Here is an 18,049-nt window from a genome sequence, read left to right on the forward strand (position 1 = left end):
CTTCGGTCGAGACGGTGGGCTATTACGCCCGGCCGCCCTCCCCTCGCGTGATGGAGCGCTCCCGCTGGACCGTCGGCACCGGCGACGCCGTCGCGCGCGTCACCCGCGTCCTCGGCGACCACGAACGCGGCGACAACCGCGAGCGCCGCTACCGACTCGACTTCCCTGCGGACACCCCCGCGCTCGACGCCGCGACCGGCGCGACCTGCGACGACTGGACGGTCACCGTTCCCGAACCGACGCGTCTCGCCCGCGTCCGCCTCGCGTTCCCGGACGCCCACGTCTCCCTCCGCCTTCCCGGCCCCGTCCTCGGCGACGCGCTCGCGGACGCCGCCGACGGCGACCGGACGGCCGCGAAGACCGTGCTGAACGCCGTTCCGACCCCCGAATCCCTCCCGTTTCTCGCGGGGTTCGTCCTCGACCCGCCGGGCGTCGCGCGCTTGCTCGACGGCGTCACCGACGCCAGCCAGCACGCCGCGGACGCCGTGCACAGCATTCGTTACCCAGTCGTCCGGCACGCCGCCGTCGCGCGGGTCGGCCTCGCCACCGGCACCCGCCGCGCGTTCGAGTCGTTCGCCGCCAGCCTCGACGAAATCGACGCAATCGGCGACGTAGCCGTCGCGGACGCGCTCTGCGACCTCGTCTCCGTCGCGCCGGACTGGCCGACCGCCCGCGACCGCCTCCAGCGCCTCGGCTACGCGCCCGACGACGTGGCCGACCGGGACGACGGCCGGTTCCACGCGGTCGCGCTCGCCCGCATCGTCCCTGCCGCCGGACTGGAGCGCGCTCGCGAGTACGTCCGCCGCCACCGCGACACCCGGGAGGCGTACGGCGACGCGAAGTCGCGGGCGCTCGACGCCGACTACTGGGAGCGCGGGCGGGCGTGGCGGGACGCGCTCGCCGCCGCCGCGACCGAGTCCGACGACGACTTCGCGTTCGCGCTCGCGAACGCCCTCCTCTGGACGGGCGCGGTCGCGCGCACCGACGCCCGCTTCCCCGAACTCCTGCACGCCGCGGCCGCCGACGTGGCCGAGTCCATCGACCTCGACGGCGTCGCGGGCCGTGCGGCGTACGCCCGCCTGCTCGCGGTCGGCCACCGCCACCGGAGCGCGCGCAACCACGACCGCGCCGTCGCCGCGTTCGACCGCGCACGGGCGCTCGCCGCCGACCACGACTTCCTCGACGCCTGGGAACCGCTCTACAGTCGGAGCGTCGTCCGCGCGAACCAGTACGCGTCGGCGGGCCGGGACGCCCGCGCTGTCGAACTGGTGGACGACGCGCTCGACGACCTCGCGGAGTACGCGATTCCCGAAATCCGGCGGCGGGAGGCGGTCGCGCACCTCCGCGGGCAGAAGCGCGAGGCGGAAGCCTCGCTGGAGGGCGACGACCCGGGCGTGCGCCGCATCCACCTCGAAGCCGCGCGCGAACACTACGACCGCGCGGGCCTCTCCCGGTCGGTCGCGCGCGTCGAACGGAAACTCGACCGCGCCGACCGCGACGCCGAGAGCGAGGAGCGCGCGCCCGTCGAACGCGGCGACAGCGCCGACCGGGGCGGGGCGGGCGTCGGCCCCGAGTACGACCCCGAACCGGTCGGGAGCGCCGACCCCGGCGTCATCGAGGACGACGGCGACGCGTTCCCCGGACGCTGAAGTGCGTGCCGCGAGTGTCTCGCGTATGGACTTCCCGGACGTGGACGACACCGACCCCGAGGTGGACGACACGCCGACCGTGTCGTGCTCGCGGTGCGGCGAGGAGTGGGCTCTCGACTACGAACTCGACGAACTGAAGGCGGGCAACCAGGCGGTCGAGCAGTTCGCGCTCGACCACCAGCGCCACACCGGCCACTTCCCGGACGGCGTGACGCCGTACCGGGTGGAGTGCCGGCAGTGCCCGAACCGCGACTCCTTCCTCGCGGAGCGCCCGGCGACGCGGTGGGCGCGCACGCACGCCCGCCACACCGGCCACGAAGTCACGGTCTCCCACGGCGACGAGGAGACGCTCGTGGAGTGACCCGGCCGGATTTCCGGAGACCCTAGGCTCTTTGCGGGCGTGTCCGAGGAACGCGTATGACTGACGACTTCTCGGCGGAGCGGTACTACGACTACAGCGTTCCCTCGTCGCCCGCGGTGTCGCCCGACGGCGACCGGGTGGCGTTTCTCGCGACCGAGTTCGACGAGGCCGAGGACGACTCGCGCACCTCCCTGTTCGTCGCGCCGACCGACGGGAGCCGCGACCCCTACCGGCTCACGCGGGCGTCCGACGCGTCGAACCCCCAGTGGGGGCCGGACGGCGACCGCCTCGCGTTCGTCGGCGCACGCGACGAGGACGCCGAACTCGCCGTCGAAAACGAGCGCGACGACGAGGACGACTCGGGGCCGGTCGGCGGCGACGGGCCGCGGCCGCAGGTGTGGGTGTTCGACCTCGCGCGCGGCGGGGACGCCCGGCAGGTCACCGACCGCGACTACGGCGTCAGCGACTTCGACTGGGGGCCGGACGGCGACCGCCTCGTCGTGGCGGGCCGCGACCCGACAGAGGCGGACGAGGCGTACCTCGAACAGCGCGAGGACGACGGCCCGGTCGAAATCGAACGCCTCCAGCACAAGGCGAACGGCACGGGCTGGCTGGACGAGGTCGCGACCTACCTGTTCGTCGTGGACGTTGCCGACCGCACGACCGTCCGACTGGACGACGCGTTCGACGCCGAGAAGGGGTCGCGGTGGCCGCTCCAGCCGGCGTGGAGCCCCGACGGCGACCGCATCGCGTTCGTCGCGAACCAGGAGGACGACCCCGACGACACCCACGTCACCCACCTCTACACCATCCGGCCCGACGGCACCGGCCTCCGCCGGGAGACGGACGCCCACCTCCGACTGAACGCGCCCGAGTGGTCGCCCGACGGCAGTCGGCTCGCGGTCGCGGGCGGCGACCCCTACAACTGGTACAAGCCGACGGAGGCGTACGTGCTCCATCCCGGTGACGGGGAACTATCGTCCGTGTCGGGGTCGCTCGACCGCACGCTCGGCATGGACGGCGCGCCGCGCTGGCTGGACGACGACACGCTCGTCAGCCTCGTCGGCGACGAGGGGAACACCCGGCTCGTCCGGCTTGCGGCGGACCGCGACAGCCCCGAGCGCGTGTTCGACGCGCAGGGAACCGGCCGCTCGCTCTCCTTCCTCGACGTCTCCGGGGGAACCCTCGCCTTCCGCCTCGACGACCCCGCGACCGGCGCGGACGTGCACGCGCTCCCGGTGGACGCGCTCGACGACGACACCGACGACGCGCTCACCCGCATCAGCCGCGTGAACGCCGACATCGTGGACGACGCCCACACGCCCGAGTGCGTGCGCGTCGAGTGGGAGAACTCGGACGGCGTCACCATCGAGGGCCTCGCCTACCTCCCGCCCGACTTCGACCCTGACGACCCCGACCCGCACCCCGTCGTCTCCGCCGTCCACGGCGGCCCGATGGCGTACGACGACCCCGCGTTCCGCTTCGACACCCTCTTCTGGACGAACGAGGGCTACGTCGTCCTCCGCACCAACTACAGAGGCTCCACGTCGTACGGCCGCGAGTTCGCGGAACGCCTCCGCGGCACCCGCGGCGACCTCGAAGTGGACGACGTGGTCACCGGCGTCGAGGCGCTCACCGAGCGCGGCTGGGTGGACGCGGACGAACGCTACCTCACCGGCTTCTCCTACGGCGGCATCACCACCGCCGCCGCCGTCACGAAGTCGCACGCGTTCGCCGCCGCGGCCGCCGAACACGGCATCTACGACTTCCGCTCCACGTTCGGCACCGACGACAACCACCTCTGGCACGAGGACGAGTTCGGCCTCCCCTGGGAGAACGAGGACACGTACAGAGAGATCTCCACCATCGACGACGTGGGGAACGTCGAGACGCCGCTCCTCGTCACCGCGGGCGAGGAGGACTGGCGGTGTCCGCCGACCCAGGCCGAACAGCTCTACGTCAGCGTGAAGAAGCAGGGCGTGGACTCGAAGCTCGTCGTCTACCAGAACGAACACCACAACATCGGCGACCCCGACCGCGCAATCCACCGCCTGGAGACGCTCGCGGACTGGTTCGACACCCACTAGACCGGCACCCATAAATCCGACTGGGGGCTTGACACGACGCATGAATCCCCGCCGCCGTCCCGACCTCGTGTCGTTTCACGCGACCGGCGACGGCACCGTCACCGTCACGGACGACGTGACCGACGCGTCGCTCTCCCTGCAGGCTCCCGGCCCCGTCAGCCTCCGCTCCGCGCTCCCCGCGCTCTTCCCGCTACCCGTGGACGACGCCGTCGCGTTCGAAACCACCGAACTCGTCGTCGACACGCACACGAGCGCGCTCATCCGAACCGAGGACGGCACCCACCTCGGCGAGTTCAGCGACACCGAACGGTCGCTCGACGCCGGCACGTACGTCCTCGACATCGAGTGCGGAATGAAGGTGTTTCTGCGGGCGGACGGCCCGTTCACCGGCGTCTACGAGATTCGCGAGGAGAACGACGCGCCGCTCACCCTCACGTTCGACGGCGACACGACCGTCACCGTCGGCGCGCGCTCCAGGCACAACGCCCCGAACCACACCATCACCGTCCCGGACGACCCGCGCGCGCTCATGACCGCCGTGTCGTACGCGGGAACGAGCCTGAAGGAGTTCTCGCCCGAGCGCTCCTGGCCGACGCTCCGCGGCCACCCGCCCGCCCTCGAACCCGGCGACGAACTCAGGGTTCCGGACGCCCTCCGGGTGCCGGACACGGGCGTCACCATCACCGTCTCTGAGACGTACGCGGACGTGTACGAGGCCGCGCCGCTCGCGTACTACCTCGGCGCGACCGTCGAACCCGGCGACCCCGCCATCCACCTCGACAACGGCTACACGGAACGCCTCGGCCGGAACGAACCGCTCGCCGACAGCGTGGAGAGCGTGCTCGCCCGCGCAGTGTTCTTCGACACCCTCGCCCGCATCGGCGGCTACAACGCCCTCCCGCGTATCGAGTACGACGCCGTCGCCCCCGACCTCCCGTTCTACCCCGAGAACCTCTACGACGCCTCCATCCCGGACGCCCTCATCGAGTACCTCGAAGTAGACCTCGACGACATCGAGGCCGTGTTCCCGCGCTGGCCGACCGTCGGCGTCCTCCCCGACGACATCGAGGGAACGGAACTCCTCGCGCCCGTCCTCGACCGGCTCGTGCCGGTTCGCGTCCGGGATACGGAGTCCCGCCTCCCCGCCGGGCACGCGCTCGGCCACGACACCCGCCCCGGCGTCGCCCGCACGCCGCTGTCCGCGTTCGAGAACGCTCGCGCCCCCCTTCCGCCCGAAATCGAGGACACCCGCATCGTCGTCGTCAGCGACGACCCGGACAGACGCGACGCGTTCGACCGCGTCCGCGAGGACGACGCCTGGGCCGCCCTCCCCCCGGAGCGCGTCACCGTCACCGACACGCTCGACGGCGTGACGGACGCCGACGCCCTCGTGCTCGACACCGACCCCGCCCACCCCAGCCGCGACGCGCTCCGAACCGGCGCACTCACCCCGCGCGTCCTCCTCGCCCGCGACACCGAGCGCGCGCTCACCGACGCCCTCCTCGACCGCGGTCTCGTCGCCGCGCTCGCGTACGGCGACGCCCGAACGGACGCGCTCGCCCGCCTCCTCGACGCGCTCGCCATCGCGTTCCCCGTCACGGACGCCATCGACGCCGCCGCCCTCCCCCGAGAGGCCGTCCGCGTCTCCGGCGTTCCCTACGCCAGCCTCTCCCGGCGCGCCGGCGGCGGCTACCCGATACACATCGACGTGACCTCGACCGCCCCCGACGAACACCGCCTGACCGTCCGGTACCCCGTCGCCGCCCATCACGGCCTCGGCAGCGTCAGCTCCTACAACTACCCCCACCTCCCCGAGGGCTACGTGCTCGACGGCCGCACCGTCCGCCTCCCCACCACGGTCAGCACGGCCGACATCGTCGAACTCGACGCGGACATCGCGAACGCGCTCTGGGTCAACGACACCCCGTTCACGGGCACGCCGGTCACCGAGGAAGCCATCCGCGAGAACGCCCGACGCGCGCTCGCCACCCGCGAACCGACCGACACCCATCCCGACCGATACCGCTCGCCGTAAACCCTTCCGTACGCCACGCCGAACCCCAGCATATGTCCGACCGCACCGACCGCCTGCTCGCCCTCCTCGTCATTCTCCTCGCCCTCCTCGTCGTCGCCCAGACCACCACCGTCCCCCGAAACCAACTTCTCGGCACCATCGGCGTCATCACCGCCGCACTCACCATCATCTACGCACTCGCCGAACTCGTCGCCGCCTCATAACACCACACAGAACAGACTAGCGGGCGCGACGTAGCAGGACGCTCCGCGTCCTGCAGGACTCCCGCGACGTGCTCGTGTTCGCTGCGCGCGTCCTCCTTGATTCAGAATCCCGCGGTTCGCTCCGCTACTCACGTTCGTTCGTAGCAGGAGCGGGCGCGGCGGGATTTGAACCCGCGGTCTAGAAGTTAGGAACCTCTCGCCTTGTCCGCTTGGCCACGCGCCCCTATCGGGGTGAGTGGGGCGCTGGAAAAAGCCGTGTCGGTTAGTTGGTGGTCGTCTTGTCGGTGTCCGAGTCCGTGGTGGAGTCGGATTCCGTCTCGGCGGGTGCGTCGCCGTCGCGGATTTCCTGGAGTTCTTGTTCGACTTCTTCGCGACCCTTCTGGAATTCACCCATCGCCTGGCCGGTGGAGCGGGCGAGTTTCGGGATTTTGTTTGCGCCGAACAGGAGGACGGCGAGCAGGAGGATGACCGCGAACTCCATCCCGCCCGGGAGACCCCCGATGAACGCTGGTACAGTGAGCATCTCTACCCATTGGTAGCCTATACCTGATTATAGGCCTTTTGCTCGTGTGGGTGGGTGTGACCCGCGGTCTTTTTCGGCGCGGCGGTCGGACGCAGAGGTATGAGCGAAGCGAGCGGGACGCACGCGTACGACCCGAGCGAGGAGCACGCGTTCCCGGACGGGAAGGTGAACGACGTGTTGGCGTACATCGAGTCGGACGAGGAGATTCAGGCCTACCTGGAGGCGCAGAACGTGAACCCGGTGGCGCGCAAGGGCTACAACGACCACGGCGCGAAGCACATCGAAATCGTGCGGAATCGCGCGTTGCGGCTGTACGACCTCCTGAAGCGCGGTGGCGTGGCGTTCAACGGCGCGACCGACCAGGGGCTCGACGAGGCGGACGAGGCGGTCATCGTCGCGCTCGCGGCGACTCTGCACGACATCGGGCACGTCGTCCACCGCGACGACCACTCCTACTACTCGATTCCGCTCGCGGCGGACTTGCTCGACCGCCTCCTGCCCGAGTTCTACGGAACCGGGGACGCGGTGCGCGTGAAGGCGGAAGTCCTGCACGCAATCCTCTGCCATCACACGGAGGAGGAGCCGTTGACGACGGAGGCGGGCGTGATTCGGGTCGCGGACGGTCTCGACATGGAGCGCGGACGCTCGCGGATTCCGTACGAGCGCGGCGGCCGCGGCATCAATACGATTTCGAGTCAGGCGATTCGGGAGGTGACGCTCGAACCCGGCGACGACACGCCCGTGCTCGTCGAAATCAAGATGCACAACGCCGCGGGCGTCTACCAGGTGGACAACCTCCTGAAGGAGAAACTCGACCGGTCGATGCTCGAAGACAGCATCCGCATCGTCGCCATCAACACGAGCGGGGACGGCGAGCGCCTCGTCGAGCGCATCGAACTGTAGGCAAACCCCTCGCCGGACGCGTTTTTTAAGGACGGCGCGCGGGTAGCGTCGCGTACTCGTGGCCGAGTCCGAAGACCGTGGGAGTCCGCTCTCGCTCTTCAGGAACGCCGAGTTCGTCGCGCTCTCCGGCACGGCGTTCGCGCGCAGTCAGGCGTACTCGACGCTCCTCCTCGCGCTCGCGCTGTACGCCGACCTGTTCGGCACCACGGGGTTCGTCGAGGGGTTGTTCGGCGCGACGTTCGCGCTCGCGCAACTCCTCATCGTCCTCCCGCTCGGCCGCAAAATCGACACCGGGAACGCGAAGCGCTACCTCGTCGCCGGCCTCCTCGTCAACGTCCTCGTGTTCGTCGCGTTCATCTTCGTGGAGAACGCCGTGCACGTCATCCTCGTCCGCATCCTCCAGGGCGTCGGCGCGAGCGTGCTCTGGATTACGGGGTCGGCCGTCGTCGGCGAAATCAGCCCGGACGGCGAGCGCGGACGCTGGCTCGGCACCTACAACCAGGTCGCGGCGTTTTCGAGCATGGCGGGCGACCTCGTCGGCGGCTACCTCCTCTACTCGCAGGGCTTCACGTTCACGTACGTGGTTCTCTCGGCGGTGACGCTCGCCGCGACCGTGCTCGTCCTCCTGTTCCTCCGGGACAACCCCGGCGGGATGACCGACCCCGCGGACGCGACCGGCCGGGAGACGCTCGTCGCCCTCCTCGGCCGCCCGATGGTGCGCTCGCTCGTCACGTTCCGCCTCGCGTTCAGCTTCGGGAAGATGGCTGTCATCCTCTTCCTCCCCATCTACGCCCGCACCGTGTTCGGCGTGAGTTCGCTCGTCATCGGCGGCATCCTCGCCGGCGGAAAGCTCGCGAAAGCCCTCCTCCAGGGCTACATGGGCGACCTCACCGACCGCCTCGGCGGCGAACACCGCTTCGTCGTCGCGGGCGCGCTCCTCTACGCGGTCGGCACCGCGATGCTCCCGCTCGCCGCGCCCGCGAACGACCTCCTGACCACCGCGGTTCTCCCCGTCGTCGGCACCGTCACGAACGCCGGCGCGCTCGCCGTGATGTTCGGCGCGTACGCGGTGCTCGGCGTCGCGGACAGCATCCGCCTCCCCGCGAGCATGAGCCTGTTCGTCACCGAGGGTGAGCGCTTCGACTCCGTCGCGTCCAGCATGAGCCTCCGCTCCATCTCGTGGAAGGTCGGGCAGATAGTCGGCCCGCTCACCGTCGGCATCATCACCGACCTCTCCTCGATGCCCGTCGCGTTCGCGGTCGCCGCGGGCGTCATCCTCGTCGCCACCGCCGCGTTCGTCCTCATGTACCGGCGGAGCACGGTGAGCGAACGCGCGCAAGCGCTCGCCACCGACGACTAATCCACGACCACGCGAGCGGGCGCGCCGTCCGCGTCCACCGCCAGCGGGTACGCGTGCATCGTCACGCGCTCCGGGAGGCCCGCGAGGTTCGTGAGGTTCTCCAGAATCAGCCTGCCAGCGCCGAGGAGTTCGTGGTGCGCCGGGAACGCCGCGCTCCCGGCGGGGTCGACACTCGGGCAGTCCACGCCGACGTGGTAGCCCTCGCGGGCGCACCGCGCCGCCGCGTCCGGCGTGAGTGCGGGATGCTCGCGGTACTCGTCCGCCCCCCAGTGCTCGCTCCACCCGGTCGCGAACACCACCGCGTCCGCGCCGTCGGCCGCGGGCACGTCGCCCTCGCGAATCGAACCATCGCGTCCGGGGTCGCAGTGGACGACGCGCGCGTCCCAGCGGAACGCCTCGATATCGTACTCGCCGAGCGTCCGCCCGTCCGGTTCGAGGTGGCTCGGCGCGTCCAGGTGCGTCCCCGCGTGCGTGGAGAGCGCGAGCCGATGCACGCGAAACCCGTCTGCCTCCATCGTCGCCGCCGGTTCGACCGACACGGCGGGGTCGCCCGGGTAGACGGGCATTCCGTCCGTGACGGCGTGCGAACAATCGCGCATACCACCGCGAACGACCGCCGCCGCCCTAACTCCCGTGGTCGCCGAGCGGCCGTGCGCGCGTGGATTACCGCCGTACCGATATGGGTCAAATCGCTGTTTGCGCTTAGCGTGGGGCTATACCATCCCACGCCCTCTCCCAGGTATGCCCTCCTCGCTGGTCGTCGAGGCCCTCCGAACCGCCGCGTACGCGGCGTACTTCCCGCTCCTTCTGGTCGCGCTGGTGGTCGCGCCCGCGGCGCTCGTCGAACTCGGCGTGCCGCTCCTCGACGCGGTCGAGTACGCGCTCGCGGGCGTCGCCGCGGCGTACGTCGCGGGCTTGGGCGTGCTCCTCCGGTAGGGGCGCGGAAGACCTATACGGTGTCGCGTTCGAGGGCGGCGTATGAGCACCGCCGCAGGCGTCGCGCTGGTCGGTATCGCCGTCGGCCTCACGGTTCTCCTCGCGCTCATCGCGCGCGGTCACACGAGCCTCATCGCGGGCGTCGGGGCGGATACGCCGGAGCATGTGGACGACGAGGAACTCGGGCGGGGGTTCGCGCTCCGCCTGTCGCCCGCCGTCGCGGGGACGCTCGCGCTCGGCGTCCTCGAACTCGCGGGCGACACGACCGCCGCCTCCCGGGTCGGGTACGTGGTTCTCGTGCTCGCCGCGACGTTCTGGACGGTCGCCTACACCAGGCAGTTCGACGTGTAGCGCGCACGAACGCAACCCCTAACTGCCGGCTCTCCGTCCTTCCGGTGATGGACGACCGGAGCGCGTTCCTGCGGGCGACCTGGGCGAACGTCGTCGGGAACGTCCTCAAAATCGTCGTGGAGGGCGTCGTCGGAGTCACGTTCGGGAGTCTCGCGCTCGTCGCGGACGCCGCGCACTCGCTCGCCGACCTCCTCGCGAGCCTCATCGTGCTCGTCTGGGGCCGCCTCTCCTTCGAGGGTCCCGACCGCTCCCATCCGCACGGCCACGAGCGCATCGAACCGCTCACCGCGCTGTTCGTCGGCGCGACGCTCGTCGTGCTCGGCGCGCGCATCCTCTACGACGCCGGTCTCTCCGTGCTCCACGCGCCCGACGTGGTGTTCGACCCCCTGCTCGTGGCGGGGCTCGCGTTCGGCGTGCTCGACATGGTGCTCGTCTACCGGTACACCACCCTGTTGAACGAGACGCTCGAATCGCCCGCGCTCGACGCGCTCGCCGCCGACTGCTTGAACGACGTGTACACCAGCCTCGCCGCCGTGGTCGGCGTGTTCGGCGCTGCAATCGGCGAGCCGATGCTCGACCCCATCGCCGGCGCGCTCGTCAGCGTGCTCGTGATTCGCGAGGGCGTCGCCATCTCCCGGGAGAACATCGACTACCTCGTCGGGCGCGCGCCCCCCGAGGAGGAACTCGACGCGATTCGGGACGCCGTCCGCTCCCACGAGGAGGTCGCGGGAATCCACGACTTCACCGCGCACTACGTCGGCACCGAAATCGAGGTGGAGTTCCACGCGGAGGTCGCGGACGAACACACGCTCCGGGAGGCCCACGACCTCGAAACCGAACTCCGAGAGCGCGTGATGGCGCTCCCCGACGTGGGCGACGTGCACATCCACCTCGACCCCGCGGGGATGGGCGAGTGGAAGGACGCCCCCGAGAACTAGGCCGCTTCCTCGCCGCGCGCGTACACCGCCTGCACACTCTCGCGGATCGCCGAGATGTCGTCGAGGGGATTGTCGTCGAGCACGACGATGTCCGCGCGCTGTCCGGGTTCGAGCGTGCCGAGGTCGTCGTCGGGGACGGTGCGCGCCGCGACGCGCGTCCCCGCCTGAATCGCCTCCATCTCGCTCATGCCGATTTCGTTCACGAACAGTTCGGCCTCCATCGCGTTCTCGCCGTGCGGGACGAGGGCGGGGCCGAGGAAGTCCGTGCCGAGCGCTATCGGCACGCCCGCGTCGTACGCTTTCCGGACGCTCTCGCGGTGGGCGTCGTAGGCCTCGCGGGCCTTCCGGAGGCCGTGTTCGGGGACGCCGTGCTCGTCGCCGTGTTCGACGATGCGGTGCATGATGGCGAGCGTCGGGACGAACGTCGCGTCCGTCGAGAGGAGGAGGTCGATGGCCTCGTCGTCCACGTAGAAGCCGTGTTCGATGGTGTCCACGCCGTTCCGGAGCGCGCTCTTGATGCCCGCCGACCCCTGCGCGTGGCTCGCGACCGGAATGTTGACGCGGTGGGCTTCCTCCGTCATCGCCGCTATCTCCTCTTCCGTGAACTGGCTCTGGTCGGGCGCGTCGCGCTCCGAGAGCACGCCGCCCGTCGTCATGATCTTCAGGGAGTCCACGCCCTCCCGGATCTGCTTGCGCGCGGTCTTCCGGCACTCCGCCGGGCCGTCGGCGAGCGCGGAGATGCCGAGACCGGCGTCCGCCGCCCAGTCGTAGGGGAGGCTGTGGCTGTCGCCGTGGCCCGCGGTCTGACTGATGGACTTCCCGCTCGTGTACACGCGCGGCCCCGGAATCTCGCCGGACTCGACGGCCCCGCGGAGGCCGAGACCGGTCGTGCTCCCCACGTCGCGCACGCTCGTGAACCCCGCCGCGAGGAGGTCGCGGAGGTCGGCGGTCGCGCGCGCCGCGCACAGCGCGTCGCCGTCGGTCACCCAGTCCATCGGGTTCATCGACCGCGACCCCTGCAGGTGGACGTGCGCGTCGATGAGGCCGGGAATCACGGTCGCGTCGGGGTGCGAGACGTGGTCGTGGCCGTCCGGGGCGTTCACGTCCTCCTGCGTGCCGACCGCGGCGATGGTCTCGTCTTCGACGACGATGCGGGCGTCACTGAGCGGGTCGTCCGCGCGGCCGTCCACGAGGACGCCGCAATCGATAACTACCATGGTACGCTCTCGCGTAGCAGGTGAGAAAAGCCTACGGGTAGCCTACGCCGTCGGCCGGTTCGCGGTGCCGGGAACCGCGTCGATGATGCGGTCGACGGTGTCCGGGTCGTACGTCCAGAACCCGTAGAACTCGCCCGGCTCGCGCTCCTCCGCGAGCAACGCCGACTTCTGTTCGGGGCTGGGGCCGCCGTCGAACGCGACGAACCACGTCTCCCGGACGTCCGGGGAGTCCACGGGGTGCAGGGTCGTCCCGACGGAGGCCACGTCCGCGTCGGGCGCGCCGTACACGTGCACGTCCAGGTTCGTCTCCGCGAGCAACCGGTACGCCTCGTGCTGGGTTTCGAACGTCGACAGCGTCTGGAACCCCGCGACCAGCAAACCCTCGCCGACCCGCCACGCGCGGTCTTCGACCTCACGGGACGCCGTCACCATCTGCCGGCGGTCGTAGGACGTGAACGTCGCGCGGTCGAGGTGTTCGAGGAGCGCCCGGTAGGGCACCGCGTCCCCGAACTCGCGGTTCGAGCGCCCGGAGACGAGTTCGTCCACAGCCTCCACGTCCACGGACGTCACCCGTTCGCCGTCGCCGTCCGAGAGTTCGACGCGCGCGTCCGCCGCGTCCGCGACCGGTTCGTGGGCGACGCGCACGTTCTGGGACGCGAAGTAGTCGCGGACGGCGTCGGCGAGGGCGTCGGTCGGCGTGTACACTGTCAGCGTCTTCTCGCGGCTTTCGACGCCCGAGACGATGTCGCGGAGACCCATCGGCCTCCTTTCACTGACGAAACTATAAATACGTACTGCCTCGTTCGGGGTCGGACGAACCGGAAGGCGTTTTTCGCTCCCAACGTGATGTACTGGCATGGACAGGCGGCAGTTCCTTCGAACGGCCGGTGTCGGCGCGGTCGCGGCGCTCGCCGGATGCGCTGGCGGAACGAACGTCACCGTCACGTCGCTCCCGCCGGAGACGACGCTCATCGAGGTCTCGCCCGACGGCGGGTACGCGTTCTCTCCCGATACGCTCACCATCGAGGCCGGAACCACCGTCATCTGGAAGTGGTTCGACGGCGGGCACAACGTCGTCCCCGACGGCATCCCCGCCGAGTCGGACTGGGCGGGCCACGAGGAGTGGGAGGACGCCGGGTTCGAACACCAGCACACGTTCACCGTTCCGGGCGAGTACCACTACGTCTGCACCCCCCACGAGAACATGGGGATGGTCGGCGACATCACTGTCGTCGAGGAATGAGCCGCCTCGAATCCGCCGAAACGGCCGTTCTCGTGGCCGTCGGCGGGTTCGCGGGCGCGAACCTCCGATACTTCCTCGCGCTCTTTCTCCCCGGCCTGTCCGGCACGCTCGCCGCGAACGCCGCCGGGAGCTTCCTCCTCGGGTTCGTCATGTACGAGGCGTACCACGTCGGCGTGCTCGCCGACCGCACCCGCGTCGTCGCCGCCACGGGCTTTCTCTCCTCGTTCACGACGTACAGCACGTTCGCCGTCGAGAGCCTGCAGAGCGCGCCGCTCGTGCTCGCGGGAAACGTCGCCGCGAACTACGCGCTCGCCCTGCTCGGCGTGCTCGTCGGCCGCGCGCTCGCCCGCGCGCTCGGGGGTGACGCCTGATGGACGTGCCGCCCGCACAGCTCGTCGGCGCTGGCGGCGCGCTCGGCGCGCTCGCCCGGTACTACGTCGGCGTGCTCGTCCCCGAGACCGAGTTCCCGCGGAGCACGCTCGCGGTGAACGTCCTCGGGAGTTTCGCGCTCGCCCTCCTCACGTTCGCGAACGCGAGCGACACGTGGCTGCTCTTCCTCGGAACGGGCGCGTGCGGCGCGTTCACGACGTTCTCCTCGTTCGCGTACGAGACGGTGCGGCTCGCCGAGGACGGGCGGCCCCGAGTGGCCGCCGCGAACGCCCTCCTGAACCTCGTGGGGTCGTTCGCCGCGGTCGGGGTCGCGTGGGCCGCCGCGAGCCTATAGTCTTGGTAACATGACGCACCAGACAAAGGGCTTAAAACTACCGATGTGTTTGGTGTACGTACGATGGTACGCCCCAGCCGGCAGCGGGAGCGCGAGAACCAGGCGGAGGAAACGACGGGCTCCGAACAGGAGGGGGTTCGGGTCTGCCCGGAGTGTGACTCCACGAACCTCAGCGTGAGCGCGGACCAGGGGGAGCTCATCTGCGAGGACTGCGGCCTCGTCATCGAGGAGGACAACGTAGACCGGGGGCCGGAGTGGCGTGCGTTCAACCACTCGGAACGCCAGGAGAAATCCCGCGTCGGCGCGCCAACCACCCAGACGATGCACGACAAGGGCCTCACCACCCAGATCGACTGGAAGGACAAGGACGCCTACGGTCGCTCCATCAGCTCGAAGAAACGCTCCCAGATGCATCGGCTGCGGAAGTGGCAGGAGCGGATTCGGACGAAGGACGCCGGCGAACGCAACCTCCAGTTCGCCCTCTCCGAAATCGACCGCATGGCCTCCGCCCTCGGCGTCCCCCGCAGCGTCCGCGAAGTCGCCTCCGTGATTTATCGCCGCGCGCTGAAGGAAGACCTGATTCGCGGCCGTAGCATCGAGGGCGTCGCCACCGCCTGCCTCTACGCCGCCTGCCGGAAGGAAGGCATCCCCCGCAGTCTCGAAGAGGTCGCTGAAGTCTCCCGGGTCGACCAGAAGGAGATCGGCCGCACGTACCGGTACGTCGCGCAGGAACTCAGCCTCGAAATGGAGCCCGTCGACCCCAAGCAGTTCGTCCCGCGCTTTGCGAGCGAACTCGAACTCTCCGAGGAAACCCAGTCGAAGGCGAACGAAATCATCGACGTGTCCGCCGAACAGGGCCTCCTCTCCGGGAAATCCCCGACCGGCTTCGCCGCCGCCGCCATCTACGCCGCCTCTCTCCTCTGCAACGAGAAGAAGACCCAGCGCGAGGTCGCGGACGTCGCGCAGGTCACCGAGGTCACCATCCGGAACCGCTATCAGGAACAGATCGAAGCGATGGGATTCCAGTAGGCGACCGCCTCGCGTTCGCCGAACAAGCGAGCGGAGAGGAACGACCCGCGAGCACGAGTGGTTCGGAGACGGTTTACGCGGTATTTTTGCGGTGCTATCTGTTGAGCCACCGGAGCGCACCGAAACTACCGGCGAGGAGCACGAGGCCGCCGTAGAGGACGAGTTCGACGGTCGTGAGCGGGGCTTGTCGGAGGAGTGCGACGAGGATGCGGCCCGCGCCGACGGTGATGGCGGCGAGAATCAGGAGGGCGCTGAGTGCGACCTCGTATTCGAGCCAGGTCTCGAAGCCGTCACGGGAGGGCATAGCTGAGCGTTCGGGTCGGGGCCGCTAAAGGTTCGGCTCTCAGTCGAGTTTGACGAGCTGTTTGCCGATGTTCTCGCCTTCGAAGAGCCCGAGGAAGGCGTCGGGGGCGTTTTCGAGGCCGTCCGTAACGGTTTCGCGGTAGGTGAGGTCGCCGGACGCGACCCACTCGGCGAGGCGTTCGGTGGCCTGCTGGAAGCGGGGTGCGAAGTCGCGGACGAGGATGCCCTCGACGCGGGCGCGCGTCTGGATGAGATTGCCGAAGTGGCGGGGGCCGGTGGGGCGTTCGGTGTCGTTGTAGTGGGCGATCTGGCCGCAGACGACGACGCGCGCGTCCACGTTCAGGTGATCCATGACGGCGTCCGTGATGGGGCCGCCGACGTTGTCGTAGTAGATGTCGACGCCGTCGGTGGCGTCGCGGAGGGCGTCGCGGACGTCTTCGTCCTCGTAGTTGATGCCGCGGTCGTAGCCGAGTTCGTCCTCCAGGTATCGGACTTTCTCGTCGCTCCCGGCGTACCCGACGACTTCGCAGCCGGCGAGTTTGGCGAGCTGGCCGACCGTGGAGCCGACTGCGCCGGCCGCGCCGGAGACGACGACGGTGTCGCCGGGCGTGGGTTCGCCCACGTCGTAGAGGCCGAAGTAGGCGGTGCGGCCCGGCATCCCGAGCACGCCGAGCGCGGTGCTGACGGGGGCGTCGCCGGTGCGGACGTGGGAGAGCTCCGCGCCGTCGATAGCGACGTAGTCCGCCCAGCGGAGGTTGCCGACGACGGTATCGCCGGGGTCGAAGTCGGGGTGGTTCGACTCCTCGACGGTGCCGACCGCGCCGGCCTGCATCGGGTCGCCGACGTCCCAGGGTTCGGCGTAGGACTCGGCGTCCCGCATCCGGCCGCGCATGTAGGGGTCGACGGACATGTAGGAGAGGTCGACCAGCACTTCGTTCGCGTCCGGAGTCGGTTTCTCCGTCTCCCGGAGTTCGAAGTCGTCGTGGGTCGGTTCGCCCGTTGGGCGTTGCGCGAGAATCCACTGTCGGTTGGTCTCGGCCATACGAACCCGTCTCTCGGCTGGCATTTAGTCGTGTGTGGTCGGCCCCAACGACTTTTCCGTCCCCCCGCCTACGACGGTGCAAGATGGTCGAGTTCTCACGCCGGAACGTGCTCGCGGGCATGGCGACCGCGGGGGTCGCTGCGGCCGGCATCGGCGCGCTTTCCGAGACGGGGTCGGCGTGGTCGAGCGTCTCCTCTCCGACCGGGAGCAGCCTGCACGACGCGGCATACACGTCCGCGGGCGCGTACGCGGTCGGCGGGAGTGGGACGGTGCTCCGCCGCGACGGCGGCGAGTGGTCGGTCGCGCGCTCGGACGGCGCGGGCCGCGGGAAGTCCCTGTACGCGTGCGCGGCGAGCGACGACGGCGACCGCCTCTGGGTCGCGGGGTCGAGCGGGAGCGTCGGCGCGCTCGACGTCGCGTCGGGAGCGATGACGGACTTCTCGAAGCCCGTGAACCAGGGTGACTCGTTCCGGGACGTGGCGGTCGCGGGGTCGGCGGGCGACGAGCGCGTCTACCTCGCGAAGACCTCGGGGACGGTCGTCGGCGGCGAGGCGTCCGGGGAGTCGGCGTCGTGGACGGCGACCGATACCGGGAGCGGGTACGCGGTGACGGGCGTGGACGTGCGTTCGCGGGACGCGGGCCACGTGGTTACGAGCGGGTCGTCCGTGTACGAGACGACGGACGGCGGCGCGACGTGGCGGACGGTCGGCCTGGAGAAGGCCGCGGTGCCGCTGTACGACGTGGTGAGCGGCCGCGAGGAGACGTTCGTCGCGGGCGCGAACGGTCAGGTGTTCCGGCTTGACTGCGACTGCATGCGGTGGACGCCGGAGTCCGCGGGGTCGAAGGAGGTGAGCGCGTTCGAGCGCGCGGGAGACGAGTTCCTCGGCGCGGGCGGCGCGGGCACGCTCGTCGAGCGCGCGGACGCGGGCTGGACGCAGTACGGAAGCGAGACCGGCAACCACCTGAACGGCGTCGCGCTCGGCAGTCCGACGGTCGTCGTCGGCGACAGCGGCACGATTCTCGAACGGTAGGCCGTTCGCGTTCTCCCGGGAGCCACACGACGGCTAGCCGCGCGACCACCAACCATTTTTGGCCGAACGTTTTATAAATAAGTTATTTAGTGGCCGTTTGTCTAGAAGAATCCG

The 18,049-nt window shown here is 70.1% G+C and carries 21 protein-coding genes and 1 tRNA gene; 15 read left to right on the forward strand and 7 right to left on the reverse strand.

Annotated elements, in window-relative coordinates:
- Positions 1–50 precede the first annotated feature (50 nt).
- The 5 genes from LI334_RS05780 to LI334_RS05800 are packed head-to-tail and all read left to right on the forward strand — an operon-like array spanning position 51 to position 6,335.
- Complete coding sequence (locus LI334_RS05780) at positions 51–1,649, forward strand: hypothetical protein (RefSeq protein ID WP_227262220.1); 1,599 nt, start codon at positions 51–53, stop codon at positions 1,647–1,649.
- A gap of 25 nt (positions 1,650–1,674) precedes the next feature.
- Positions 1,675–2,010 carry a hypothetical protein gene (locus tag LI334_RS05785; RefSeq protein ID WP_227262221.1) on the forward strand — a complete coding sequence of 112 codons (336 nt, stop codon included), beginning with the start codon at positions 1,675–1,677 and terminating at the stop codon, positions 2,008–2,010.
- A 56-nt stretch (positions 2,011–2,066) separates the two neighbouring features.
- The gene (locus LI334_RS05790; protein ID WP_227262222.1) at positions 2,067–4,097 is read left to right on the forward strand and encodes a S9 family peptidase; all 2,031 of its coding nucleotides are present in this window, start codon (positions 2,067–2,069) and stop codon (positions 4,095–4,097) included.
- 40 nt (positions 4,098–4,137) lie between these two features.
- Positions 4,138–6,132, forward strand: a complete 1,995-nt coding sequence (locus LI334_RS05795) for a hypothetical protein (RefSeq protein WP_227262223.1) — start codon at positions 4,138–4,140, stop codon at positions 6,130–6,132.
- A gap of 32 nt (positions 6,133–6,164) precedes the next feature.
- Positions 6,165–6,335 carry a hypothetical protein gene (locus LI334_RS05800; protein ID WP_227262224.1) on the forward strand — a complete coding sequence of 57 codons (171 nt, stop codon included), beginning with the start codon at positions 6,165–6,167 and terminating at the stop codon, positions 6,333–6,335.
- Positions 6,336–6,485: 150 nt separating this feature from the next.
- Here LI334_RS05800 and LI334_RS05805 read toward each other — a convergent pair.
- Positions 6,486–6,558: transfer RNA gene (locus LI334_RS05805), tRNA-Arg, on the reverse strand.
- A gap of 39 nt (positions 6,559–6,597) precedes the next feature.
- On the reverse strand, positions 6,598–6,858 hold the full coding sequence (locus LI334_RS05810; protein WP_227262225.1) for a twin-arginine translocase TatA/TatE family subunit: 261 nt from the start codon (positions 6,856–6,858) through the stop codon (positions 6,598–6,600).
- Positions 6,859–6,957: 99 nt separating this feature from the next.
- Between LI334_RS05810 and LI334_RS05815 the strand changes: the two genes are divergently transcribed.
- Positions 6,958–7,761, forward strand: coding sequence for an HD domain-containing protein (locus LI334_RS05815; protein WP_227262226.1), 804 nt, complete (start codon positions 6,958–6,960; stop codon positions 7,759–7,761).
- 58 nt (positions 7,762–7,819) lie between these two features.
- The gene (locus tag LI334_RS05820) at positions 7,820–9,121 is read left to right on the forward strand and encodes an MFS transporter (RefSeq protein WP_227262227.1); all 1,302 of its coding nucleotides are present in this window, start codon (positions 7,820–7,822) and stop codon (positions 9,119–9,121) included.
- On the opposite strand, the gene LI334_RS05825 is transcribed toward LI334_RS05820, so the two are convergent.
- On the reverse strand, positions 9,118–9,720 hold the full coding sequence (locus tag LI334_RS05825; RefSeq protein WP_227262228.1) for a cyclase family protein: 603 nt from the start codon (positions 9,718–9,720) through the stop codon (positions 9,118–9,120). The genes LI334_RS05820 and LI334_RS05825 overlap by 4 nt on opposite strands.
- Positions 9,721–9,862: 142 nt before the next feature.
- Here LI334_RS05825 and LI334_RS05830 point away from each other — a divergent pair, with 142 nt between their 5' ends.
- From LI334_RS05830 to LI334_RS05840, 3 genes are read left to right on the forward strand one after another with little or no spacing between them, the layout of a single operon-like run.
- Entirely contained in the window at positions 9,863–10,057 is a 195-nt protein-coding gene (locus tag LI334_RS05830; RefSeq protein ID WP_227262229.1) for a hypothetical protein, read from the forward strand.
- A 42-nt stretch (positions 10,058–10,099) separates the two neighbouring features.
- Entirely contained in the window at positions 10,100–10,408 is a 309-nt protein-coding gene (locus LI334_RS05835) for a hypothetical protein (RefSeq protein WP_227262230.1), read from the forward strand.
- Between the two features lie 47 nt (positions 10,409–10,455).
- Positions 10,456–11,346: a cation diffusion facilitator family transporter gene (locus LI334_RS05840; RefSeq protein ID WP_227262231.1), complete on the forward strand. Its 891-nt coding sequence runs from the start codon at positions 10,456–10,458 to the stop codon at positions 11,344–11,346.
- Here LI334_RS05840 and LI334_RS05845 read toward each other — a convergent pair.
- The gene (locus tag LI334_RS05845) at positions 11,343–12,563 is read right to left on the reverse strand and encodes a metal-dependent hydrolase family protein (RefSeq protein ID WP_227262232.1); all 1,221 of its coding nucleotides are present in this window, start codon (positions 12,561–12,563) and stop codon (positions 11,343–11,345) included. The two genes, LI334_RS05840 and LI334_RS05845, sit on opposite strands and share 4 nt — an antisense overlap.
- 42 nt (positions 12,564–12,605) lie before the next feature.
- Complete coding sequence (locus LI334_RS05850; RefSeq protein WP_227262233.1) at positions 12,606–13,322, reverse strand: DICT sensory domain-containing protein; 717 nt, start codon at positions 13,320–13,322, stop codon at positions 12,606–12,608.
- Between the two features lie 97 nt (positions 13,323–13,419).
- Here LI334_RS05850 and LI334_RS05855 point away from each other — a divergent pair, with 97 nt between their 5' ends.
- The 4 genes from LI334_RS05855 to LI334_RS05870 all read left to right on the forward strand — a co-directional run bounded on the left by LI334_RS05855 (position 13,420) and on the right by LI334_RS05870 (position 15,559).
- Positions 13,420–13,806 (forward strand): plastocyanin/azurin family copper-binding protein, encoded by a 387-nt coding sequence (locus LI334_RS05855; protein ID WP_227262234.1) that lies wholly within the window; start codon positions 13,420–13,422, stop codon positions 13,804–13,806.
- Positions 13,803–14,177, forward strand: a complete 375-nt coding sequence (locus LI334_RS05860) for a CrcB family protein (protein WP_227262235.1) — start codon at positions 13,803–13,805, stop codon at positions 14,175–14,177. Before LI334_RS05855 ends, LI334_RS05860 begins: the two co-directional genes overlap by 4 nt.
- The gene (crcB, locus tag LI334_RS05865; RefSeq protein ID WP_227262236.1) at positions 14,177–14,530 is read left to right on the forward strand and encodes a fluoride efflux transporter CrcB; all 354 of its coding nucleotides are present in this window, start codon (positions 14,177–14,179) and stop codon (positions 14,528–14,530) included. Before LI334_RS05860 ends, crcB begins: the two co-directional genes overlap by 1 nt.
- 63 nt (positions 14,531–14,593) lie before the next feature.
- Positions 14,594–15,559 carry a transcription initiation factor IIB gene (locus LI334_RS05870; RefSeq protein ID WP_227262237.1) on the forward strand — a complete coding sequence of 322 codons (966 nt, stop codon included), beginning with the start codon at positions 14,594–14,596 and terminating at the stop codon, positions 15,557–15,559.
- A 94-nt stretch (positions 15,560–15,653) separates the two neighbouring features.
- Here LI334_RS05870 and LI334_RS05875 read toward each other — a convergent pair whose 3' ends face one another.
- Together LI334_RS05875 and LI334_RS05880 are read right to left on the reverse strand one after the other, a co-directional pair.
- Positions 15,654–15,863: a hypothetical protein gene (locus tag LI334_RS05875; protein ID WP_227262238.1), complete on the reverse strand. Its 210-nt coding sequence runs from the start codon at positions 15,861–15,863 to the stop codon at positions 15,654–15,656.
- Positions 15,864–15,902: 39 nt separating this feature from the next.
- Positions 15,903–16,904, reverse strand: a complete 1,002-nt coding sequence (locus LI334_RS05880; protein WP_227262239.1) for an NADP-dependent oxidoreductase — start codon at positions 16,902–16,904, stop codon at positions 15,903–15,905.
- A gap of 83 nt (positions 16,905–16,987) precedes the next feature.
- Between LI334_RS05880 and LI334_RS05885 the strand changes: the two genes are divergently transcribed.
- On the forward strand, positions 16,988–17,935 hold the full coding sequence (locus LI334_RS05885) for a WD40/YVTN/BNR-like repeat-containing protein (RefSeq protein WP_227262240.1): 948 nt from the start codon (positions 16,988–16,990) through the stop codon (positions 17,933–17,935).
- Positions 17,936–18,049: the final 114 nt, after the last annotated feature.

Origin of the sequence: Salarchaeum japonicum, assembly GCF_020614395.1 — an archaeon.
Taxonomy (GTDB): Archaea; Halobacteriota; Halobacteria; order Halobacteriales; family Halobacteriaceae; genus Salarchaeum; species Salarchaeum japonicum.